Here is an 18,629-nt window from a genome sequence, read left to right on the forward strand (position 1 = left end):
GTCGCGTGCCCGAGACTTTTTCCTACCGCGAGGCGGACGCGGACTCGTTGCAGCCCACCTGGACCGCCCTGCGGGTGCACAGCCTGCAGTGGCAGCGGGGGTGGGACCTGCCCGCGCTGCTCGACGAGTGGGAGACCCGGCTCACCGGCGTGGACGACGACGACACCGCCGCGGTCGTGACGCTGCCGAGCCACGAGACCGGCGACGCGCCCGCGTTGATCCGGCACGGTTTCGCGCCGCTGCTCGTGGTCGCCGAGCGCCGCGCCGGCGTCGTGGTGCCGCACCGCCCGTCCGACGTGCGGATCCGTCCGGCCACCCACGCCGACCTGGACGTCGCGGTCGAGCTGAACATGCACACGGTGCGGTACGACGCCCAGTTCGGCATGGTCACCGAACGCCCGGACAGCGAACGGCACCTGCGGACCTCGCTGGCCGGCGCGCTCGACCGGGACCACGAGGCGATGTGGCTCGCCGTCCGCGGCGACACGCCCGTCGGGATGGCCTACGTCGACATGCCGCAGGACGCGCTGTGGATGGAGCCGTTCGCGAACGGCCGCCCGTTCGCGTACTTCGGCCACCTCGGCGTGCGGCCGGACGCGCGCGGCACCGGTGCGGGCAGCGCGCTCGTGGCGCACGTGCACTCGGTGATGGACCGTTCCGGCGTGGCGTCGACGTTGCTGCACCACGCCCTGCCGAACCCGCGCTCGACGCCGTTCTGGTACTCGCACGGCTACCGGCCGCGCTGGACCACGTGGGTGCGCCGGCCCGCCCTGCGCTCGGCTCCCGGCGTGTCGCCGTGACCCGAACAGCCCAGTGCGACACGATCCACGCGTTCGCACGAGTGAAGAACCCGAACGGACCCGTACTCGCGGAACGGATCGGGCCTCTATTTCGACAAAGGGGTAAGCGGTTCGAACACCACCTGGGGGTCGAGATGGAGCTCAGCGGAAGAGCACGCGCGATGCTGCGGGCTGTCGAGGCCGGTAGGGCCGAGGTGACGGGCGGCTCGGAACCCGAGCTGTACGTCGACGGACTGCCGTGCTGCGACCAGACGGCGACGCACGACCTCGTGTACGCGGGCCTGCTGCGAGCGACACGGCCCACCCGGTTCGGCCACCGCGTCTGCGCCGAGCTGACCGAGGACGGGCGCGCGGCGCTCGCGGCGAGTTGATCGCCGAGTGATCGAACATCTGTTCGATATGGGGTATGCTGCGCGCTGAGGCCGGCACGCAAGAGAGAGGAAGCTCTTGCGCGCCGGCCTCGCTGTTTCAGCCGACCTTCTGCTGGGTGCCCACGTTCATCCGGTTCCAGAGGTTGATCGCGCCGATCACGAGCATGAGACCGGCCAGCTGCTTCTCGTCGAAGTGCGCCGCGGCCCCGTTCCACACCTCGTCGCTGACGTGCACGTGCGTCGCCTGCTCGGCCAGCGCGAACGCCGCCTTCTCCGCGTCGGTGTAGTACGGCACGTCCCGCCAGCCGGCGATCGCGTAGACCTTCCGGTCCTCGACACCGGCCTCGCGCAGCAGCTTCGTGTGGTAGTCGATGCAGGCCCCGCAGCCGTTCATGATGCTGACCCGCAGGCAGATCAGCTCCGCGAGGTCCTTGTCGATCCCCGTGGTCGCCGCCGCCTCGGACAACGCCAGCAACGCCTGCATCGCGCCGGGCACGCTCAGGACCGGGTTGGCAATCCTCATCGTCGTTCTCCCTGTCTGTCTTCGCCTGTGCCCTGTTGACCCGGCGGGCGGCGGAGGTGTGACAGGTCGGCGCGAGTTTTTTCTCAGGCGCTGACGCCCTGGCCGAGACCACCGTCGACGGCGAGCTCGGTGCCGGTCGTGAAGGTCGCCTCGAAGGCGAGGAACAGCACCGCTTTCGCCACCTCGTCGGACGTGCCGTGGCGCTTGAGCGGCGTGATCTGGTCGCCCTGCTCCTTGAACTGCCGCAGGACCTCCTCCGACACCCCGCTCACGCCCATCGACGGCGTGTCGATGAAACCGGGACTGACGACGTTGACCCTGACCCTCGGCGCGAGCTCCGCGGCGAGCCCCCTGGCGAACGCCCTGACCGCGGCCTTGGCACCCGCGTAGACGCTCAGGCCGGGCGAGCCCAGCACCGTGGCGACGCTGGTGGTGAACACGATCGAGCCGCCGTCGTGGATCAGCGGCGCCAGCTGCTGGGCGGTGAAGAACGCGCCCTTGGTGTTCACGTCGAACGTCGTGTCGTAGTCGGCCTCGCCGGTCTGCGCGAACGGCGTCAGCGTGGAGAAGCCGACGTTGACGAACAACAGGTCGATGCCGCCGAAGCGGCGCTCGGCCTCGGCCCTGAGCCCGGCGATGCCGCCGAGGTCCGTGGCGTCCAGCGAGAAGCCGTGCTCCACGTCGCCGCCCTGGCGCCCGGTCAGCAGGACCTCGGCCCCGTTGTCCAGCAGCTCGTCCACGACCGCGCGGCCCATGCCGTGCGTGCCGCCCGTGACGACGACCTTCTTGCCCTGGTACTTCACCGGATCACCTCGATGACACTCGCGATGCTGTGGGTGCCGTGGCCCTGCTCCTGGGCGCGCCGGTAGAGGTCGTGCAGCGCCTGCGGCAGGGCGGCGTCGACGCCCTGCTCCCGGTTGGTCTCGGTGAGCATGCGCAACCCGGCGACGTTGATGTCCAAAGCGGACACCTCGGTCTCGTAGTTCCGGTGCTGCGTCTCCTCCCCCAGCTCCGGCAGCATGCCGCCGAGCTCGTTCAGCCACTGCGCGACCATCGGCGTGAACTGCCGCGGCGTGATGCCTTCCGTGCCCAGCAACGCGACCGCCTGCAGGTACCCGGCGAACGTCGCCCACATGATCCCGAGCAGCCCGAGGTCGTACATGGCGGCCAGCCCGGCGTCCTGCCCGACGTGCACCGGCTCGCCGAACGCGTCCAGCACATAGTGGTTCTCGTTGCCGCTGAACAGGATCCGCGCACCGGGCGTCCCGATCTGCGGCGGCACCGCCATGATCACGCCGTCGACGTACTCGACCCCGTTGTCCGCGGCCCACCTCGCCGTGGCGCGCGCCTCCGCCGGCGTGCCGCTGGTGAGGTTGACCAACGTCCTGATGTTCTTGCTCAGCAACGGCTGCTGCACCTCGTAGGAGGTCAGGCACGTCACCACGACCTCCGCCGCGAACGCTTCCTCCAGCTCGTCGACCCGTTTCGCACCCGCGGGCGTCGCCTTGTCCGCGGACCTGTTCCACACCGTCACGTCGTAGCCCTTTTTGACCAGGGCGCAGACGAGCGCGCTGCCCATGCGGCCGAGGCCGAGCACGCTCACCGTTTTCTTGATCCCCATGGCGTTCATGCTCGTTCCGGTGCTGACAGAACGACAAGTACCTACTATTTTGTCAGGTACCCACCTTTTGGTAAGGATCCTGGATGAAGCCACGAACGTACTCGTGCGGCCTCGACGCGGCCATCGACGTGATCGGCGGCCGCTGGAAAGCCCTGATCCTGTGGGCCCTGCACCACGGCCCGATGCGCACCGGCGAACTGCGCCGCGCCGTGTCCGGCATCAGCGAGAAGATGCTGATCCAGGTGCTGCGCGAGCTGGAGGCGGACCGGATCGTGCACCGCGAGGTGTTCCACGAGGTCCCGCCGCGCGTCGAGTACTCGCTGACCCCGCAGGGCAAGAAGCTGAACGACGCGCTGCTGCCGCTGGGCGACTGGGGCGAGGACAACATGCAGGACATCGCCCGACGCCGCGGCGTGAACCCGGCTCCCAGGTACATCTAGGAACCGAGGCCGGCGCGGACGGGCCCGTTCAACCGCGCGGGCCGACCCCGCTCATGCCGGTCCGGTTGGGCCACACTTCCGTGGATTCTCGTGTGGACAACGGAAGCGGGAGGTTGATGGTGGCGAACCCGGGCCGCGTGGCCGGTTGGTCTCTGCTGGGCGCGGCGGTCGTGTACGCGTGGGGCGTCTTCATGGTGTTGGGGGTGTACGACGTCGAAGAGCTGTGCGGCAGGTACGGCCAGCACTGGGAATTCGATCCCGCCCACAGGGAGTCGCTGTTCCCGCCCTCTTCTCCCTGCAACCCGTCCTACGACCTGGTCCCGCCCTACCTGACCCCGGTCTTCTTCACCCTCCTGACTCTGGCGGCCGTGTCCACCACCATCGCCATCACCCGAAAGCTCAACCCCAGCCCCCCTTAGCGCGCCGCTGCACCACCGAAGGCGAGCCGGCCTTGATTTGGGCCGCGACGCCGAAGGCGAGCCGGCCGGGGGTCCGGGGGCGGAGCCGCCCGGCTGGGGTGTGGGGGCTCGGCCCCCACAAAAAACCGAGAGGCCCCCTGTCTGCGCTATCCGCAGACAGGGGGCCCCGGCATCGAGTGGCGGGTAGAGGATTCGAACCTCTGTAGCTTTCGCGACGGATTTACAGTCCGCTCCCATTGGCCGCTCGGGCAACCCGCCCCGCACCGTCGTAACGGTGCGGGCAGAACGATACATAACCCCTTCGGGCGGCCTCAAATCGGGGGTCCCCAGTAGCATCGTCGCTGCACGAAGACCCCGAGATCGTTGAGGAGTGAAGTTGTGGCGGACCCGTCGTTCGACGTGGTGAGCAAGGTGGACCGGCAGGAGGTCGACAACGCGCTCAACCAGGCGGCCAAGGAGCTGAGCACGCGCTTCGACTTCCGCGGTACCAACACCACCGTGGCCTGGGCCGGGGAGGAGGCGATCACCTTCACCTCGGAGACCGAGGAGCGCTGCAAGGCGGCGATCGACGTCTTCCAGGAGAAGCTGGTCAAGCGCAACATCTCGATGAAGGCGTTCGAGGTGGGTGAGCCGGCGGTGTCCGGGAAGGTGTTCAAGGTCACGGGGAACCTGGTGCAGGGCATCACCTCGGAGAAGGCGAAGGAGATCGCCAAGAAGATCCGCGACGAGGCGCCGAAGGGCGTGCAGGCGCAGATCCAGGGTGACCAGCTGCGGGTGTCGGGCAAGAAGAAGGACCACCTGCAGGAGGTCATCGCCCTGCTGAAGGGGTCGGACTTCGGTATCGCCCTTCAGTTCACCAACTACCGGTGAAGGGCATCGTCCTCGCCGGTGGCAGTGGGACGCGGCTGCACCCGATCACGCAGGCGGTTTCGAAGCAGCTGTTGCCGGTCTACGACAAGCCGATGATCTACTACCCGCTGTCGGTGCTGATGCTGGCCGGCATCCGGGAGGTGCTGATCATCTCCACCCCGGTGGACCTGCCGCTGTTCCGGCGGTTGCTGGGTGACGGGTCGCAGTGGGGCATGCGCTTCGAGTACGCGGAGCAGGCGGCGCCGAACGGGCTGGCCGAGGCGTTCGTCATCGGCGCGGGCTTCGTCGGGGACGACGACGTGGCGCTGGTGCTGGGCGACAACATCTTCTACGGCCAGGGGTTCTCCACGACGCTGCAGCAGCACGCGTCCTCTTTGGACGGCTGCGTGCTGTTCGGGTACCAGGTGAAGGACCCGGAGCGGTACGGCGTGGGCGAGGTCGACGAGACCGGGCGGCTGATCTCCATCGAGGAGAAGCCGAAGGAGCCGAGGTCGAACCGGGCGATCACCGGGCTCTACTTCTACGACAACGGTGTGCTGGACATCGCCGCGAACCTGACGCCGTCGGCGCGGGGCGAGCTGGAGATCACCGACGTCAACCTGCACTACCTGCGCGAGGGGCGGGCGCAGCTGGTGGAGCTGAGCCGCGGGTTCGCGTGGCTCGACACCGGCACGCACGACTCGATGCTGGAGGCCGGACAGTTCGTGCAGGTGCTGGAGCGCCGCACGGGCGTGCGCATCGCGTGTCCCGAGGAGATCGCGCTGCGCATGGGGTTCATCTCCGCGCAGGAGTGCTACGCGCTCGGCGAGAAGCTCGGCAAGTCCGGTTACGGCGAGTACCTGATGGCGGTGGCGCAGAGCTCGCGCTAGCGCCGCGCCATCTCCTCGAGCCTGCGGACGCGGTCGGCGATCGGCGGGTGGGTCGAGAACCACCTCGCGTACTGCTCCCCTGAGCGGAAGGGGTTCGCGATCATCAGGTGGCTCTGCGACACCACCTCCGGCTCCGGTGCGAGCGGCGCCGCCCGCGTCCCCAGCTCGATCTTGCGCAGCGCGCTCGCCAGCGACAGCGGGTCGCCACTGAGCTCGGCACCGGAGGCGTCGGCCTGGAACTCGCGCGAGCGGCTCACGGCCAGTTGCACGACGGTCGCGGCGACCGGGCCGAGCAGTGCGATCAGCAGCAGGCCGAGCGGGCCGGGGCCGTCGTCGTCGCCGTCACCGGCGCCGAAGATCCCGGCGAACAGCGCGAGGTTCGCGAGCATCGTGATCACGCCCGCCAGCGCGCCGGCGACGCAGCTGATCAGGATGTCGCGGTTGTAGACGTGGGCGAGCTCGTGGGCCAGCACCGCGCGCAGCTCGCGTTCGTCGAGCAGGTCCAGGATGCCGGTCGTGCAGCACACGGCAGCGTTGCGCGGGTTGCGGCCCGTCGCGAACGCGTTCGGCGCGACCGTCGGGCTCAGGTACAGCCGCGGCATCGGCTGCCTGGCCTTCTGCGACAGTTCGCGCACGATCGCGAACATGACGGGTTGCTCCACCTGGGACACGGGCCTGGCCCGCATCGCCCGCAGCGCGAGCTTGTCGGAGTTGAAGTACGCGTAGGCGTTCACGCCCAAGGCCAGCAGCAGGCCGATGACCAGTGCCGTGCGGCCGAACAGGCTGCTGATCACGATGATCAGCGCGCTCATCCCGCCGAGCAGCAAGGCGGTCTTCAACCCGTTGATGTGCTTGTGCACGGTTCCGCCTCCGGGTTCCTCACGTCCTCCCCCTCAACGAACCCGGACGCCTGCCAGTTCCGGTGGCCGTCTCCGGCGCCGGTTCCGCGGCGGGATCGAGCGCGGGTGGCGGCGGCACCTGGTCGATCCACGTCGCCAGCACGTCCCGCTCGTGGACGAGCTCCGCGACGGCACCGTCGCCGTCGACCGACCCCGTGCCCGGATAGCCGAACTCCGGCGCCCAGTGCAGCGCGTCGAACGGGCAGACCTCGACGCAGATGCCGCAGTACAGGCACTGGCCGTAGTCGATCGCGAACCGGTCGAGCACGTTGCGGCTGCGCGGGCGGGCGCTGCCGGGCTGCTGTTCGACCTCGGTGTGCGACGTGATGTGGATGCACCAGTCGGGGCACTCACGCGCGCAGATCATGCACACGGTGCAGTTGGCCTCCAACAGCGCGATAACGCCCCTCGTGCGCGGCGGAAGGCTGTTCTCCGGCCCGGTCATGACGTGCCTTCCTCTTCACGGCGCGGGCCCCACGACGGGTCCGGCACTCCGGGTGGTGCGGTGCGGCGGCGGCTCGGCGCGCTGGTGTTGTCCTCACCCGGCTCCAGACGGCCCGGCCACGGGCGCACGACGCGTGCGGCGAGCACGAAGTCCTTGCGCAGCGGGTGGCCCTTGAAGCTGTCGGGCAGCAGCAGGTGGTCCGCGGGCGTGGTGAGCGCGATGCCGAACATCTCGGCCGCCTCGCGTTCGTGCCACTCGGCGCCCTTCCACAGGTGCGCGACGCCGGGCAGCGCGTCGTCCGGGCCGACCTCGGTGCGCAGCATGACGCCTTCGCGCGTGCGCGGGTCGATGACGTGCAGGAACACCGCGTGGCGTTGCCCGGCCGCACCCGGCCGGCCCGCGTCCTCGACGCCGAGCCAGTCGAACATCACGAAGCCCTGTTCGTGGTGCGCGGTGGCGGTGGCGAGCCAGTCGGCCAGCTCCACGTGGTGGACGGTCTGGCCGAACGCGGTCTTCGGGGTGGTGGTCACGCGTTCACCAGCCGGTGCAGCGCCTTGAGGCCTTCGAGCAGCGCTTCCGGCCGCGGCGGGCAGCCGGGAACGGCGACGTGGACCGGCAGCGCCTGGTCGATGCCCTTGGTGACGCTGTAGGAGTCCCAGTACGGACCGCCGGTGTTGCTGCACGCGCCCACGGAGATCACGTACCTCGGTTCCGGCATGGCCTCGTAACTGCGGAGCACAGCGGGCAACATGACGTCCGTGACGGTGCCGGAGACGACGAGGACGTGCGCCTCGCCCGCGCCGTCGACCGGCGTGACGCCGAGGTCGGGGAGGCGGTCGAGCGCTGCCATCACCTCGACCCCGCAGCAGGCGAGTCCGAGTTCGAGCACGGTGACCTGGTAGGTGGTGCCCCATTCCAGGCGAGCGGAAGCCGTCACAACCAGCGAGGGTAATACTTGGGGGCCCGCCGGCTCGCGCCTGGCGGACCCCCACCCCCCAATGATTCCCCCCGGAATCGGCTCCCACGCGTGGTCGCCGCGGATAGTTTTGTACACCGCTGGATAAGTGTCCAGAGATTCATCAACTGAATCTGCAGATAATTTGTCTGCGAACTGCGGTCAAGTTCAGTTCAACTGATCGGTAGATCACCAGAGAGGGTCCCGATGTCCGGCTCGTCCCAGTTGGTGCTTCCCACCAGCACGTCACTGCACCGTCTGCTGAACATGCCCGGCGCTCTCCTGGATACCACATTGGACCAGCTCAGGACGCTGTTGACGGTTCACGAGACCCGTTCGGCCCTGCGGGCGGCGCGTGCGTTGGGGCGTGAGCAGTCGAGCGTGCAGAAGCAGCTGGACACGTTGAACAGGAACTTCCGGGAACTGTGCGGTGAACCGCTGGTGGTCAAGCAGGGACGCGGAAAAGACGTGCTGTTCACGCCCACCGGTGAGTCGCTCGTCGAATTGGCGCGGGACACGCTCGCGGAGTGGCTCGACGGAATTCACGAGTGCCGCCGCAAGCTCGGAACCACCGTCACCGTCGGCACCACCCGATACATGCTCGACACGCTCGCGAAGGCCTGGCACCACGTCGCCGGCGAGTTCCGCGAGCGCGACGTGGACCTCAAGGTCGTGCACATCCGCACCAAGGACATCTGGGCGAAGCTGGAGACGCGCGAGGTCGACGTGGTGTGCGGCAGCGTCGTGACGCGGGCGGGCGCGGGCTGGGAGCGGCCGGAGTTCGAGGTGATCGAGTGGCGGCGCGGCGGCCTGGCGTTGCTGACGAACCTGCCGGAGACGGTCATCGGCGACCGGGTGCGGGTGCCGCAGCTGCGCTCGGTGCCGCTGGTGGTGCCGGGGGCGGGGTTGATCGCGGAGTTCCTGCGCGGCTGGTTCGGTCCCGACTACCGGCAGAGCATCGACATCGCCGCGGAGATCGACGAGATCCAGTACGGCATCTCGCTGCTGCGCTCGAACCTCGTCCAGGGGGCCATGATCGTGACGTCTGGTTTGGGCGTGGTGGCGTCGAACAACGAGCTCCGGGAGGGCGACGGCCTCCGGGTCGTCCAGCTCGCGGACGACACGCTGGAGCGCCTTGTCGGCGTTTTCGCCCGAACGGACGAGCTGGCGAAGCACCCGGCCGACCACCCCCTGAGCCTGCTGTGGGCGGCCTTCACAGCAGAAGCGCCCCGGCCGTAGCCGAGGCGCTCGCTGTCGATCCGTACTACTGCGTTTTCGCGGGTGTCATGGCTTCGTGCTCAGGCCTGCGGGGTTCGACCTCCGGACGGTGCTGGGCTTTGGCCATCTTGGCCAGCCAGCTCGTCGCCTCCGAGCGGATCTTCGCCAGCTCGGCGTCGGGTGCCTGTTGCTCGTTCATCGGCCACTCCCTGCGTTCGGGGATCGCTTCGATGGGAGCACTACCGGGCGTGTGCCCGCTAGGGCCGCCATTCTTGTGGGTGAACCTTGTTGACAGCATCGTCCGTCGATGGACTCCGCGCACCCCGACACGGCGGCACCGGCGTTCTCAGTACCCCAGGTACCCGCCACCCAGGTTCATGTTGACCAGACCGGGGTGGTTGTGGAAGCCGCCGTAGCGCGCGTAGGTGTAGCGGACACCGGCGATGATGTTGTCGACCGGCGCCAGGATGTTGTCGTACCCCGGCAGCTTGTACGCGCGGAACGTCGGGTCGATGCACTGCATGAGGCCCTTGGACGGCGTGCCGCGCAGTGCGTTGGAGTCCCAGTTGTTGACGGCGTTCGGGTTGCCGTTCGACTCCTTGATGATGATCGTGTAGATCTCGTCGACGCTGCTGTTGTCGATGTTGGTGCCGTTGGCCTGCAGGACCTTGATGGCTTCCTTGATCCAGCCCTCGACCTCGCGCTGCTTGGCCGGCTTGCGCATCTCGATCTGGCGCTCGGCCTCGACGCGGGCCGCTTCCAGCCGCTGGGCGTGCGCGTCCTTGGCGATCTTGCTCGCCTGCTCGAACGTCTGCATCGCGTACATCTGCTGGAACTGCAGGAGGCGGCCGACCTCACCACCGGGGTTCACGTCGTGCACGGTCTTCACGGCCGGCTGCGTGTCCGGGATCGACCCCAGCTCGGCGGCACCCGACGCGAGGTCGGTGGCGGAACCACTGGTCGCGGCGTTGGCGATGGCGGCGGTGCCGGCGGCGACACCCGCTGCGACGACGATGGCGCTCACGCGGTGAGCGAGCGGAACCTTGTCGTCCTCGGCGCGGTGGGCGCCAGGCTTCACTTCTGCTTTGGGCACGACCGTGTACACGGTTCGGCCGGCGGACTTGCTGTGCCGGGCCAAGGGGGAGCCTCCTGCGTCGGGGAGCTTGGTCTCCGGCGTTCCCGGCGGGGGATTCCGGGCGGACTCGCGGGACTCACGAACTGCGGTTCCTGTGTCCTGCCGGTGACCAAACCGTTATCGGCGGGCGAGAACGTAACCTCGCGTCACCAGCACAGGCAAGCGTGAGCGCCCGTTGGGTGACTCTCGTCACGTTTCTGATGACATGGACTATCCGTCGCTAACAGACAGTCAGCGGTTCTGTGAATGCTTCATCGTCGCCTCCTGACGAACTGGCGCAGCTGTCTGTCAGGTCGACCGCGTTGTGGGTTATCGGGATGTCCACGCGACCGAGTGACATCGTGACGTGCCGTGGGTGCGGTCCATTCTTTTGTGCTGACCTGCGGAGACTTGATCGCTTGACCGGGTCGTTCGCCTTCTCGCAGAGGGGTACGGAAGGGCAGGCCCCGCGGTTCACGGCACCATGAAACTCATGGGGGACCACAAGAGAGTGACGCGCGATCCAACAGATCGGGCGGCCCGACGTGCCGCGGCGCGCGAGGCGGTCCTGGCGGCCCGTGCCGAGGCCACGCGCCCGTGGTGGCAACGCCGCCTGGTCGCGTGGCTGACCGCACTCCCCGCCGCTTCTGGCGCGAGCTCAGGTGGTGGGGCTCGGAGCTCGGCGAGGGCGTTGCCGAGGTGCTGCTGGCGTGGGCCGCGCTCGGTTTCGTGTTCGTGGTCGGCCTGCTCGGGTCGCTGGCGTGGCGGACCGCACCGCTGCCGACCGCCGTCCTCGCGGCCGGCGCGGTGGCGTTCCTGGCCTTCGGCGGCGTCGAGTTCTTCCGTTCCCGCCGCCGAGGCCGCCTGACGACGCTCGCGGTGTGCGCGTTCGGTTTCGTGCTGCTGTGGGTGGCGCTGTCGCTCTGGCCTTACCGGTTGTTCTGACGTTTCTGCTCCAGCGCCTTCAGCACCCAGTCGGGACTGTCGCTGGGCCCGCTGTTGAACGCGATCGCCGCCTCCGGCTGGTACCAGTGGACGAGGTTCACCACCTGCTGGAACACCTCCAGCAGCTCCGGTTGCTTCCTGATGCCGCCCCCGACCACCACGCAGTCGTACGACCGTTCCTGGAGCTTCGCGGCGATCTCGGCCTGCGCCGCGCCGCCCAGCCCGTCGAAGTCGATGAGCAGCAGCTCTTCCGCGAGACCGAGCTCCGCGGCGTGCCTGCTGCCGAGCTCGATGGCCGCGGCGACGGCGTCCGGGTCGAAGCCGGGGATGGTGTGGGGGTCGAAGCCGATGACGAGAACTGTGGGCACCGCCGGAGGCTACTGCGATGATCTTGGTCGTGTCCCGGCGTTATTTCCGGGACCGGGCCCTCGACGGCGAGGGCCCGGCGCACTCAGCCCGCGGGTGCGACCTCGAACCCCGCGATACCGGCCCTCATGCCGAGGAGCCACATCAGCACGGTGGCCGCGCCCAACAACATGGCGACGCCCAGCGCGAGCGTGAGCAGACGCCACAACAGCGACCAGCTCGACGTGTGGTGTCGGATCGTGGACCAGAGGTTCTCGGCGGCCCCTTCGCCGCGGCGGGTACAGGGGTGCAGGTCGGCCGGTACGACCGACCGTTCGTCGTCCGCGTGGTTCGTGGCGGCGGACCGACTGGCTAACGTCACTGTCGCAAGCTCCTTCGCTCGTGGGGACGCATCGGTGAGATCCCGGCGAAGGTGATCGAACGGCTCCCTCTTGCCAGGGAGCCGTTCCTCTTCTTAGGCGTGTGCCTCCGGGCGATGGCCAGCGTATGGAGCCGAAGGGTGTGTGTACGGGCGTTGGTCGTTGAGCGGCCGTGTGGGCACGGTGGAGAGCAGAGGCGTTAACGGGCGGGTGGTCGCCTTAGCTGATGTCGATGGAGCTTTGAAAGGTGTTCAGGCGCCTTGAACGGTTGTCCACAGGCGCTGAGATGGCGTCGGCGGGCGATGAGTGGTCGTGGAGAATCTCCAATTTATTGGCCCCCTGGTGATTGCCTGCCGTGGATATCGGTCGGGCAGATGGGTGAGCGGCGGGAAATCAGCGGCGACCTGTTGCAGCTGCTCACAGGCAAGGCCAGCGGGTGCTCTGAGCAAAAAAGATCTGCGCTGGCGAGGGCTTTTGAGCCTTCGCCAGCGCAGATCGAGAATCGCGAAGAGGGTGCGATCAGTCCCTGATCTCCATCGTGCGGATCTTGATCCATGCGGCGGTCAGGCGCTCCACCAGCGTGGACGCGAGCCGTTCGCTCCGCCCGCGCTTGGCGTTCCACGTCTGTTCCACAAGTGGAACGCCAAGTTCCGGTGTCACGATGCGCTGCTGCGTCTGAAGCGGAGCGGTCAGGAGGCGATCGGGAGGTTCCGCGCGGCGGCCTTGTGCTGTGCGCGGAGCGCCTTGAGCGTCGGGTAGTACGGGCTGTGGGCGCGAGTACACCCCCGTATCCGGAACCTCCAGCCGCCGGAAGATGACGAGTCAGTAAGCCGCTGTCCCGCTGGCCCATCCCCGTCCTAACCGCCTGTCGCCGAGCACAGTGACCTTGCACTTGACCGGCAAGGACGCCTCCCGGCAAGGACGCCTCTTGGGGCTCCGCCACATCTCCGCCATGACCACCCATATTATGGAATTCCATGAGCGAAGCTCACAAGTGAAATTCCGCAAATATGCGGAATTTTGACTGGTCTTACCCTGCGCTACACACTGCACTAGAATCACTGAAGTGGCAGGCACACTACACTACCGACTAAAAGTCACTCACATCTATCAACGTCGTTTCGAGCAAAGCGAACTAGCCGAAGCCTTGAAGACGAGTCATTGGTACATCATTACTAGACGACCAGCCGTCAGGATAATTGAAGGTTCGGCAAACCTCGACAATAAAATAATGACAGTAGATGTGACTACAAGTGCCGATCTCGCCAGCAGCCGATTGACGCGGACGCTCGGTCTTGATTTCGGAAACTCCCAATCCCTAACAGATTTCCAAACTTACGAGAATGGTGCTTATTTTTCTGTCAATATTGATGGAAGGATCATGCATGGCGATGCATGGACACTTGCTTCACTACTTTCTCGGGCAGATAAAGAACTTGCGGCTCAAGAGGTTCTCTACATCGGCGAGGCATTCGGAACAGACGGTTCGACCAATGTCTGGAACCGCGTAAAAGCACACGAAAAGTTACAGCGCATATACGAACACCATGCCGATTACGATTGCGACATATTTGTGGCGCCGTTGTCTCTAGAGCGTTCACACTGGGTTGCCGATGATCACATTAGTGACGCTGAGCCTGGGTTTGACCTAGAGGGATATTACAAGCACTTCGCGACCTACGATGGCGCGATCCGTAAAGCGTCAGTAGACCTGATTGAACACAGCCTTATATCCCATTTCACTCCCTACTACAATGAGAAGTTAATTGAGTGGCGCCGCGAAGAACCAACTAAAAGTATGCGGCTAATGAGAGAAACGGGTTTCCGTTTGATGCAAGTTCACCTAAGTGGATGGTGGGGTCTGGCAAGATTTTACTCTGGCAAGGTACCTGATAAGTTCCGCAGCCATCTAATTTTACACGACTTACCACCAGTACCACGACGTCCCACCTTTCAGGCTATCGCGGCTGACCACATTAGTGACTCGGGACCGAGTGGAATGATGGTACGAGAGGGACAGGCACTGCTTGAAGATGCTGCGGAACGAACTGGCGTTACAATACGGGTCTTCGGCGAGCAGGCACCAAGTATGCGTAAACCACCAGGTTTGGTGATGCCAGCGGTTCCTCTTCCGAAGAGCAAAAATTCTACTGCCTCCGACAACCTTCGCTCTAGCATCACTCAGCAAAGAGAAGAAGCCGAGAAGGAAAATGCGCCGATCGACCATCCCGGAAAGTCTACTTACGATCCTAAAACAGGAACTATCGTAGCCGGAGTGCACGCCGATGGCACTATAGAGCGTCGCCGCCTACACAATCCTTCTACCGGAACAATAAATTCAACACTTATTTTTGGCGATACCGGAACCGGACGTTCGAATCAATTATTACTGCTTACAACAGAAGCGCTAATGACCGGATTATTCATACCTGCAGTAGCAGATGTTGAAGCCAAAGGTAGTTGGAGAGAAAACTTCGGCACAGATGAGAATAGTCGCTTATTTGCCGCCGGCATAGAGGAATCAATCAAACTTCTTTCTAATCTGTGTGGGGTGATGGATTCTCGCGCAGGCGAAAATGCCTACAAGCGTCCGACTCGTGAATCCCCTGCCGTCATGCTTGCCGTTGATGACGGAGATGCACTTCTCCGCAGTGAGCGCAGCGCATCGCTAATCATGAAGATATTGTCCGAGGGTGGTGCGGTCGGCATAGGCATATCTCTAGTGCTGGGTGACATCCTTGAATTCGAAGATAGTCGGCCATTAATGTCAACTTTGATGACCGCTGACTACAAGTTTGCCTATACACCACGAGGCCGGGCGATACTAAGGTATCTGGATGCAGAATTCGGCCCGAAGCGCACCAGGACATGGAGCAACAACGACGATGTCCCTCTCTTCGTGGTTCACCAGGACGGCAATAACGCGGTGCTCGGGTTTGCCGTCGCATGGCTTAACGCCGAAAATGACGCGGACTCCGCCAAAAGGTGGGCCAACGAACAAGTCCGGGACCTTCGGCAAAGCTTGATCGGAGATTGGCGGCGAGTCGGTGAGTCTGCGGAATCTTTCTGGAATATGGATTTAGTTCCCAATCGATGGTTTCTTCGCAGACACGACGACGTCTGGCTATTGGTAGCGGCGCAGACGAATATGATGGACTTGTCCGGTCCAGACCTAATCGAGTGGGCGGAAGCTCAGATCGAGGCACGATACGAAGTCGATCTAACAGCCTGGCAGGTCGGCCCTGGAGTTAGAGGATCAAGATCCTCGACGTTTTACATTGAAGCCAGCGGTGGGATTTCCGTAAAAGACCGATCGGAAACATTCAAACGATTTATCGCCAGTCTCCATTGAGTCCCAGTAGGTTGCGATATGCGAGATCGATACAACGTACATTAACTTCAGGCGCGGTCATGTAGGTAAAGGTGACATATCTCTCGGAGGGCTTCGTGTCATCCCGCCGACCTGGCTCGTCCCAACCGCGCGTGTCAAGGGGCACCTTCCGTCCACACGGGACTGCTGGGCTGGGTTTGCCCCCTTGACGCGTGTGGTTGCCCTCGTGGAGGTCGGCGGGATGACACGAAACCCGGTCCCCGCTGGTTCGCGAGCTGTCGACGGCTCCCGGTCATCCTGCTGGCCTGCCCGTCCGGCGGGGACATGATCTTGTGGCTTGCGGTCCCTGGCGGGGTCGGGCGGCCGCTGTCCCGCTCGCCCAGAGTTCAAAGATCTCAAGACCGGCTTTGGCTACGGAATTCAGTGGCGTTTCAGCAATCCTGAAGAATAGTAGAAAATAGGCAGCTTCTCCAGGCCGGAGCACCGTGGAAGTACACATAGCTCAACATTGCATCTAATCGTCAAAATACCTCGAAACTGTGCTGCACTGGCACTGCTGACCTGGCTTCAGCGGCGGAGCGCACTGAGCGTGTCGGCGGCCCGCTGAGGGTACGCGAATGGCAGCCGTTCTCGCAGGTAGACTTCGCAGCAGAGCCCCCGGCGATGGTCTTGCCAGGGGCTCTGCTTGTTCCATACATGTTCCAGAGACAGCCACAGAAGGCCGCAGTCAGCGACAGACGGTGACCTGACGACGTTGGCAGCATCGAAGCAGGTCAGGCCGCATATGAGGCCTTCAAGCAGGAACAGCGGAACGGCACTGCGTGGGCGAGGTCTAGCCGCGCAGCTCCATCGTGCAGCACTTCGGGCCGCCACCCGACTTGCGCAGTTCCGAGATGTCCACCAGAACGGGCTCGAATCCCCGCAACGCCACCTGCTCGGCGAGGTGCGTGGCCTCGACCGGCATCACGACGTGCTTGCCGTCGGACACGGCGTTAAGGCCCAGGCAGACGGCGTCGTCGTCGTTGGCGATGACGGCGTCGGGGAAGAGGCGGCGGAGAACGGCCTGCGAGCCCGGCGAGAAGGCTTCCGGGTAGTAGGCGACCAGTGGGTTCGGGGACTGGTCGTCGAGCATGAACAGGGCCACGTCGAGGTGGTAGAAGCGCGGGTCGACCAGCTGCAGGGAGACGACCGGGACGCCGAGCACCTCCTGGGCCTCGGAGTGGGCGTGCGGGTCGGTGCGGAAGCCGGTGCCGGCCAGGAGGAGGGAGCCGGTCCAGGTGAAGTCGCCCTCGGCCTCGTTCACGGCGGTGGGCATGACGACCGACGAGTAGCCGGAGGCGAGGAACCAGCGGCGGAAGTGGTCGGCTTCCGCGGCACGCTGGGGGGCGCGGAAGCGGGAGCCGAGGACGCGGCCGTCGATGACGGTGCCGCTGTTGGCGGAGAAGACCATGTCCGGCAGGCCGGGGATCGGGTCGATGACGTCGACCCGGTGGCCCAGGCGCTCGTAGGTCTCCTTCAGGGCCGTCCACTGCTCCACGGCCAGCGAGGTGCTGGTGGGCCGGGTGGGATCCATCCACGGGTTGATGGCGTACTCCACCGTGAAGTACGTCGGCGGGCACATCAGGTACCGACGGGTGGTCGGCATGCGCGTCGGCGCGAAGGGTGCGGCGATGTCGAGCGTGATCGGCTCGCCCGGCCCGGAGATGGATACCGTCATGGATCGAAATGTAAAGGGCGGGATGACCGTCGAACAACGCCGCAGTATTGCGCAAACTAGGGCAGAATGTTGCGTGTGGACAGCATCGACCAGCGAATCATTTCGTGCCTGATGGCGAACGCACGGTCCAGCTACGCGGAGATCGGCAAGGAGGTCGGTCTCAGCGCGCCCGCGGTGAAGCGGCGGGTGGACAAACTGCTGGACAACGGGGTGTTGCGGGGCTTCACGGCGGTGGTGGACCCGGAGGCGCTGGGGTGGGGCACCGAGGCGTTCGTGGAGGTGCACTGCAAGGGCAACGTGGCGCCGCACGACATCCAGCACCGGCTGGAGCCGATGGCCGAGGTCAGAGCCGCCTACACGGTGTCAGGGGCGGCGGACGCGATCGTGCACCTGCGGGCCGCGGACATCCACCACCTGGAGACGGCGCTCGAGCGGCTGCGGGCCGTGGAGATCATCGACCGGACGGTGTCGACGGTGGTGCTGTCCCGGCTGCTGGACCGGCCGCCGGCGCCCTAGAGTCCGGGCATGGCCGAGGTTCTGCTGGAGCACAACGATTCCGTCGCCGTGATCACGATCGACGACCCGGAACGGCGCAACGCGCTCACGATCGATCTCTCCCAGGCGCTCGCGGACAAGGTCGCCGAGGCGGAGCGGCACGCCAACGCGCTGATCGTCACGGGGGCGCCGCCGGCGTTCTGCGCGGGTGCGGACCTCACCCAGCTCGGCAACTCCGCCGACGAGGGGCTCAAGCGGATCTACCGCGGTTTCCTCGCCGTGGCGAACGCGCGCATCCCCACCATCGCCGCGGTCAACGGGGCCGCGGTCGGTGCCGGGCTCAACCTCGCGCTCGCGTGCGATGTCCTGGTGGCAGGACCGCGGGCGCGGTTCGACGCGCGGTTCCTCCAGCTCGGCATCCACCCCGGCGGCGGGATGACGTGGATGTTGCAGCGCAAGGTGGGGCCGCAGACGGCGACGGCCATGACGTTGTTCGGGCAGGTCCTCGACGCGGACGAGGCGGTCAGGACCGGCTTGGCCTACACGAGGGCGGAAGATCCGGTGCAGACTGCGAAGGAGCTGGCGAAGGCGGCCGCGGAGGCTCCGGGGGAACTCGTCCGGACCATCAAGGCCACTATGCGGGTGACCGATGTTCTCGACGACCACGGGGAAGCCGTCGAGACGGAGCTGCGGCCACAGGTTGCTTCGATCGACACTCCAGAGTTCGCTGCGAGGCTTGCCGCGATGAAGGCTCGGATCAGCGGTCGGTAAGTGTTACCTTGAGTAACAGGTAAGAGGGTGACGTGTGCCGCATTCGGGTATCCGCTGGTAGTGCTGTGCTTACCGTGTGGTGAAGGACCCGGTGCGGCAGA

Annotated in this window: 24 protein-coding genes and 1 tRNA gene; 11 read left to right on the forward strand and 14 right to left on the reverse strand. The window is 65.8% G+C overall.

The genetic code is table 11. The annotated features are described in order from the left end of the window. Positions 1-5: 5 nt before the first annotated feature. Together ADL03_RS10505 and ADL03_RS10510 are read left to right on the forward strand one after the other, a co-directional pair. Positions 6-800, forward strand: a complete 795-nt coding sequence (locus ADL03_RS10505; protein ID WP_053733187.1) for a GNAT family N-acetyltransferase — start codon at positions 6-8, stop codon at positions 798-800. Positions 801-961: 161 nt separating this feature from the next. Next, a complete protein-coding gene (locus tag ADL03_RS10510; protein ID WP_231641723.1) occupies positions 962-1,171 on the forward strand; it encodes a hypothetical protein in 210 nt (69 codons plus the stop codon). Positions 1,172-1,268: 97 nt separating this feature from the next. Here ADL03_RS10510 and ADL03_RS10515 read toward each other — a convergent pair whose 3' ends face one another. The 3 genes from ADL03_RS10515 to ADL03_RS10525 all read right to left on the reverse strand — a co-directional run bounded on the left by ADL03_RS10515 (position 1,269) and on the right by ADL03_RS10525 (position 3,315). After that, the gene (locus ADL03_RS10515) at positions 1,269-1,694 is read right to left on the reverse strand and encodes a carboxymuconolactone decarboxylase family protein (RefSeq protein WP_053733189.1); all 426 of its coding nucleotides are present in this window, start codon (positions 1,692-1,694) and stop codon (positions 1,269-1,271) included. An 83-nt stretch (positions 1,695-1,777) separates the two neighbouring features. Beyond that, positions 1,778-2,497: an SDR family NAD(P)-dependent oxidoreductase gene (locus ADL03_RS10520; RefSeq protein WP_053733190.1), complete on the reverse strand. Its 720-nt coding sequence runs from the start codon at positions 2,495-2,497 to the stop codon at positions 1,778-1,780. Next, positions 2,494-3,315, reverse strand: coding sequence for an NAD(P)-dependent oxidoreductase (locus ADL03_RS10525; RefSeq protein ID WP_197288241.1), 822 nt, complete (start codon positions 3,313-3,315; stop codon positions 2,494-2,496). Before ADL03_RS10525 ends, ADL03_RS10520 begins: the two co-directional genes overlap by 4 nt. Before the next feature lie 83 nt (positions 3,316-3,398). Here ADL03_RS10525 and ADL03_RS10530 point away from each other — a divergent pair, with 83 nt between their 5' ends. Together ADL03_RS10530 and ADL03_RS10535 are read left to right on the forward strand one after the other, a co-directional pair. Then, positions 3,399-3,755, forward strand: a complete 357-nt coding sequence (locus tag ADL03_RS10530) for a helix-turn-helix domain-containing protein (protein ID WP_053733191.1) — start codon at positions 3,399-3,401, stop codon at positions 3,753-3,755. 137 nt (positions 3,756-3,892) lie between these two features. After that, complete coding sequence (locus ADL03_RS10535; protein ID WP_157528442.1) at positions 3,893-4,174, forward strand: hypothetical protein; 282 nt, start codon at positions 3,893-3,895, stop codon at positions 4,172-4,174. Positions 4,175-4,351: 177 nt separating this feature from the next. Here ADL03_RS10535 and ADL03_RS10540 read toward each other — a convergent pair. Then, positions 4,352-4,432, reverse strand: a tRNA-Tyr gene (locus tag ADL03_RS10540). Between the two features lie 120 nt (positions 4,433-4,552). Here ADL03_RS10540 and ADL03_RS10545 point away from each other — a divergent pair. Continuing rightward, the gene (locus tag ADL03_RS10545; protein WP_053733193.1) at positions 4,553-5,044 is read left to right on the forward strand and encodes a YajQ family cyclic di-GMP-binding protein; all 492 of its coding nucleotides are present in this window, start codon (positions 4,553-4,555) and stop codon (positions 5,042-5,044) included. Then, a complete protein-coding gene (gene rfbA / locus ADL03_RS10550) occupies positions 5,041-5,913 on the forward strand; it encodes a glucose-1-phosphate thymidylyltransferase RfbA (RefSeq protein ID WP_053733194.1) in 873 nt (290 codons plus the stop codon). The genes ADL03_RS10545 and rfbA overlap by 4 nt, the downstream gene beginning before the upstream one ends. Here rfbA and htpX read toward each other — a convergent pair. From htpX to ADL03_RS10570, 4 genes are read right to left on the reverse strand one after another with little or no spacing between them, the layout of a single operon-like run. After that, positions 5,910-6,773, reverse strand: a complete 864-nt coding sequence (gene htpX / locus ADL03_RS10555; RefSeq protein ID WP_053733195.1) for a zinc metalloprotease HtpX — start codon at positions 6,771-6,773, stop codon at positions 5,910-5,912. The two genes, rfbA and htpX, sit on opposite strands and share 4 nt — an antisense overlap. A gap of 19 nt (positions 6,774-6,792) precedes the next feature. Continuing rightward, entirely contained in the window at positions 6,793-7,257 is a 465-nt protein-coding gene (locus ADL03_RS10560) for a 4Fe-4S binding protein (protein WP_053733196.1), read from the reverse strand. Further along, positions 7,254-7,787 (reverse strand): NADH-quinone oxidoreductase subunit C, encoded by a 534-nt coding sequence (locus ADL03_RS10565; protein ID WP_053733197.1) that lies wholly within the window; start codon positions 7,785-7,787, stop codon positions 7,254-7,256. Before ADL03_RS10565 ends, ADL03_RS10560 begins: the two co-directional genes overlap by 4 nt. Then, on the reverse strand, positions 7,784-8,194 hold the full coding sequence (locus ADL03_RS10570; protein WP_036015288.1) for an NADH-quinone oxidoreductase subunit B: 411 nt from the start codon (positions 8,192-8,194) through the stop codon (positions 7,784-7,786). The genes ADL03_RS10565 and ADL03_RS10570 overlap by 4 nt, the downstream gene beginning before the upstream one ends. Before the next feature lie 285 nt (positions 8,195-8,479). Here ADL03_RS10570 and ADL03_RS10575 point away from each other — a divergent pair, with 285 nt between their 5' ends. Continuing rightward, a complete protein-coding gene (locus ADL03_RS10575) occupies positions 8,480-9,451 on the forward strand; it encodes a LysR family transcriptional regulator (RefSeq protein WP_255353350.1) in 972 nt (323 codons plus the stop codon). A 25-nt stretch (positions 9,452-9,476) separates the two neighbouring features. On the opposite strand, the gene ADL03_RS46815 is transcribed toward ADL03_RS10575, so the two are convergent. Continuing rightward, a complete protein-coding gene (locus ADL03_RS46815) occupies positions 9,477-9,629 on the reverse strand; it encodes a hypothetical protein (protein ID WP_157528444.1) in 153 nt (50 codons plus the stop codon). A 147-nt stretch (positions 9,630-9,776) separates the two neighbouring features. Beyond that, positions 9,777-10,508, reverse strand: a complete 732-nt coding sequence (locus ADL03_RS45220; RefSeq protein ID WP_231641735.1) for a transglycosylase SLT domain-containing protein — start codon at positions 10,506-10,508, stop codon at positions 9,777-9,779. A gap of 657 nt (positions 10,509-11,165) precedes the next feature. Here ADL03_RS45220 and ADL03_RS10585 point away from each other — a divergent pair. Next, a complete protein-coding gene (locus tag ADL03_RS10585; RefSeq protein ID WP_053733200.1) occupies positions 11,166-11,489 on the forward strand; it encodes a hypothetical protein in 324 nt (107 codons plus the stop codon). Here ADL03_RS10585 and ADL03_RS10590 read toward each other — a convergent pair. From ADL03_RS10590 to ADL03_RS46820, 3 genes are all read right to left on the reverse strand, one after another. Next, positions 11,474-11,857, reverse strand: coding sequence for a hypothetical protein (locus ADL03_RS10590; protein WP_053733201.1), 384 nt, complete (start codon positions 11,855-11,857; stop codon positions 11,474-11,476). The two genes, ADL03_RS10585 and ADL03_RS10590, sit on opposite strands and share 16 nt — an antisense overlap. An 83-nt stretch (positions 11,858-11,940) precedes the next feature. Further along, positions 11,941-12,216, reverse strand: coding sequence for a hypothetical protein (locus tag ADL03_RS10595; protein ID WP_053733202.1), 276 nt, complete (start codon positions 12,214-12,216; stop codon positions 11,941-11,943). A 517-nt stretch (positions 12,217-12,733) separates the two neighbouring features. After that, positions 12,734-12,874 (reverse strand): hypothetical protein, encoded by a 141-nt coding sequence (locus tag ADL03_RS46820; RefSeq protein ID WP_157528446.1) that lies wholly within the window; start codon positions 12,872-12,874, stop codon positions 12,734-12,736. Positions 12,875-13,280: 406 nt separating this feature from the next. Here ADL03_RS46820 and ADL03_RS46825 point away from each other — a divergent pair, with 406 nt between their 5' ends. Then, complete coding sequence (locus ADL03_RS46825; RefSeq protein ID WP_157528448.1) at positions 13,281-15,566, forward strand: hypothetical protein; 2,286 nt, start codon at positions 13,281-13,283, stop codon at positions 15,564-15,566. An 811-nt stretch (positions 15,567-16,377) separates the two neighbouring features. On the opposite strand, the gene ddaH is transcribed toward ADL03_RS46825, so the two are convergent. Next, positions 16,378-17,262, reverse strand: a complete 885-nt coding sequence (gene ddaH, locus ADL03_RS10600; RefSeq protein ID WP_053733203.1) for a dimethylargininase — start codon at positions 17,260-17,262, stop codon at positions 16,378-16,380. A gap of 66 nt (positions 17,263-17,328) precedes the next feature. On the opposite strand from ddaH, the gene ADL03_RS10605 reads away from it, so the two are divergent. Continuing rightward, the gene (locus tag ADL03_RS10605; protein ID WP_197288242.1) at positions 17,329-17,778 is read left to right on the forward strand and encodes an Lrp/AsnC family transcriptional regulator; all 450 of its coding nucleotides are present in this window, start codon (positions 17,329-17,331) and stop codon (positions 17,776-17,778) included. Positions 17,779-17,787: 9 nt separating this feature from the next. Then, positions 17,788-18,528 carry an enoyl-CoA hydratase gene (locus ADL03_RS10610; RefSeq protein ID WP_053733204.1) on the forward strand — a complete coding sequence of 247 codons (741 nt, stop codon included), beginning with the start codon at positions 17,788-17,790 and terminating at the stop codon, positions 18,526-18,528. Positions 18,529-18,629: the final 101 nt, after the last annotated feature.

This window comes from Nocardia sp. NRRL S-836 (assembly GCF_001279525.1).
Classification (GTDB): domain Bacteria; phylum Actinomycetota; class Actinomycetes; order Mycobacteriales; family Pseudonocardiaceae; genus Lentzea.

What these genes read in the sequence shown, in the direction of transcription:
- ADL03_RS10605 (WP_197288242.1), top strand. Translation starts at nt 17,329, where the DNA reads ATGTTGCGTGTGGACAGCATCGACCAGCGAATCATTTCGTGCCTGATG.
- ADL03_RS10515 (WP_053733189.1), bottom strand. Translation starts at nt 1,694, where the DNA reads ATGAGGATTGCCAACCCGGTCCTGAGCGTGCCCGGCGCGATGCAGGCG.
- ddaH (WP_053733203.1), bottom strand. Translation starts at nt 17,262, where the DNA reads ATGACGGTATCCATCTCCGGGCCGGGCGAGCCGATCACGCTCGACATC.
- ADL03_RS10525 (WP_197288241.1), bottom strand. Translation starts at nt 3,315, where the DNA reads ATGGGGATCAAGAAAACGGTGAGCGTGCTCGGCCTCGGCCGCATGGGC.
- ADL03_RS10510 (WP_231641723.1), top strand. Translation starts at nt 962, where the DNA reads ATGCTGCGGGCTGTCGAGGCCGGTAGGGCCGAGGTGACGGGCGGCTCG.
- ADL03_RS10575 (WP_255353350.1), top strand. Translation starts at nt 8,480, where the DNA reads ATGCCCGGCGCTCTCCTGGATACCACATTGGACCAGCTCAGGACGCTG.
- ADL03_RS46815 (WP_157528444.1), bottom strand. Translation starts at nt 9,629, where the DNA reads ATGAACGAGCAACAGGCACCCGACGCCGAGCTGGCGAAGATCCGCTCG.
- ADL03_RS10610 (WP_053733204.1), top strand. Translation starts at nt 17,788, where the DNA reads ATGGCCGAGGTTCTGCTGGAGCACAACGATTCCGTCGCCGTGATCACG.
- ADL03_RS10560 (WP_053733196.1), bottom strand. Translation starts at nt 7,257, where the DNA reads ATGACCGGGCCGGAGAACAGCCTTCCGCCGCGCACGAGGGGCGTTATC.
- ADL03_RS10530 (WP_053733191.1), top strand. Translation starts at nt 3,399, where the DNA reads ATGAAGCCACGAACGTACTCGTGCGGCCTCGACGCGGCCATCGACGTG.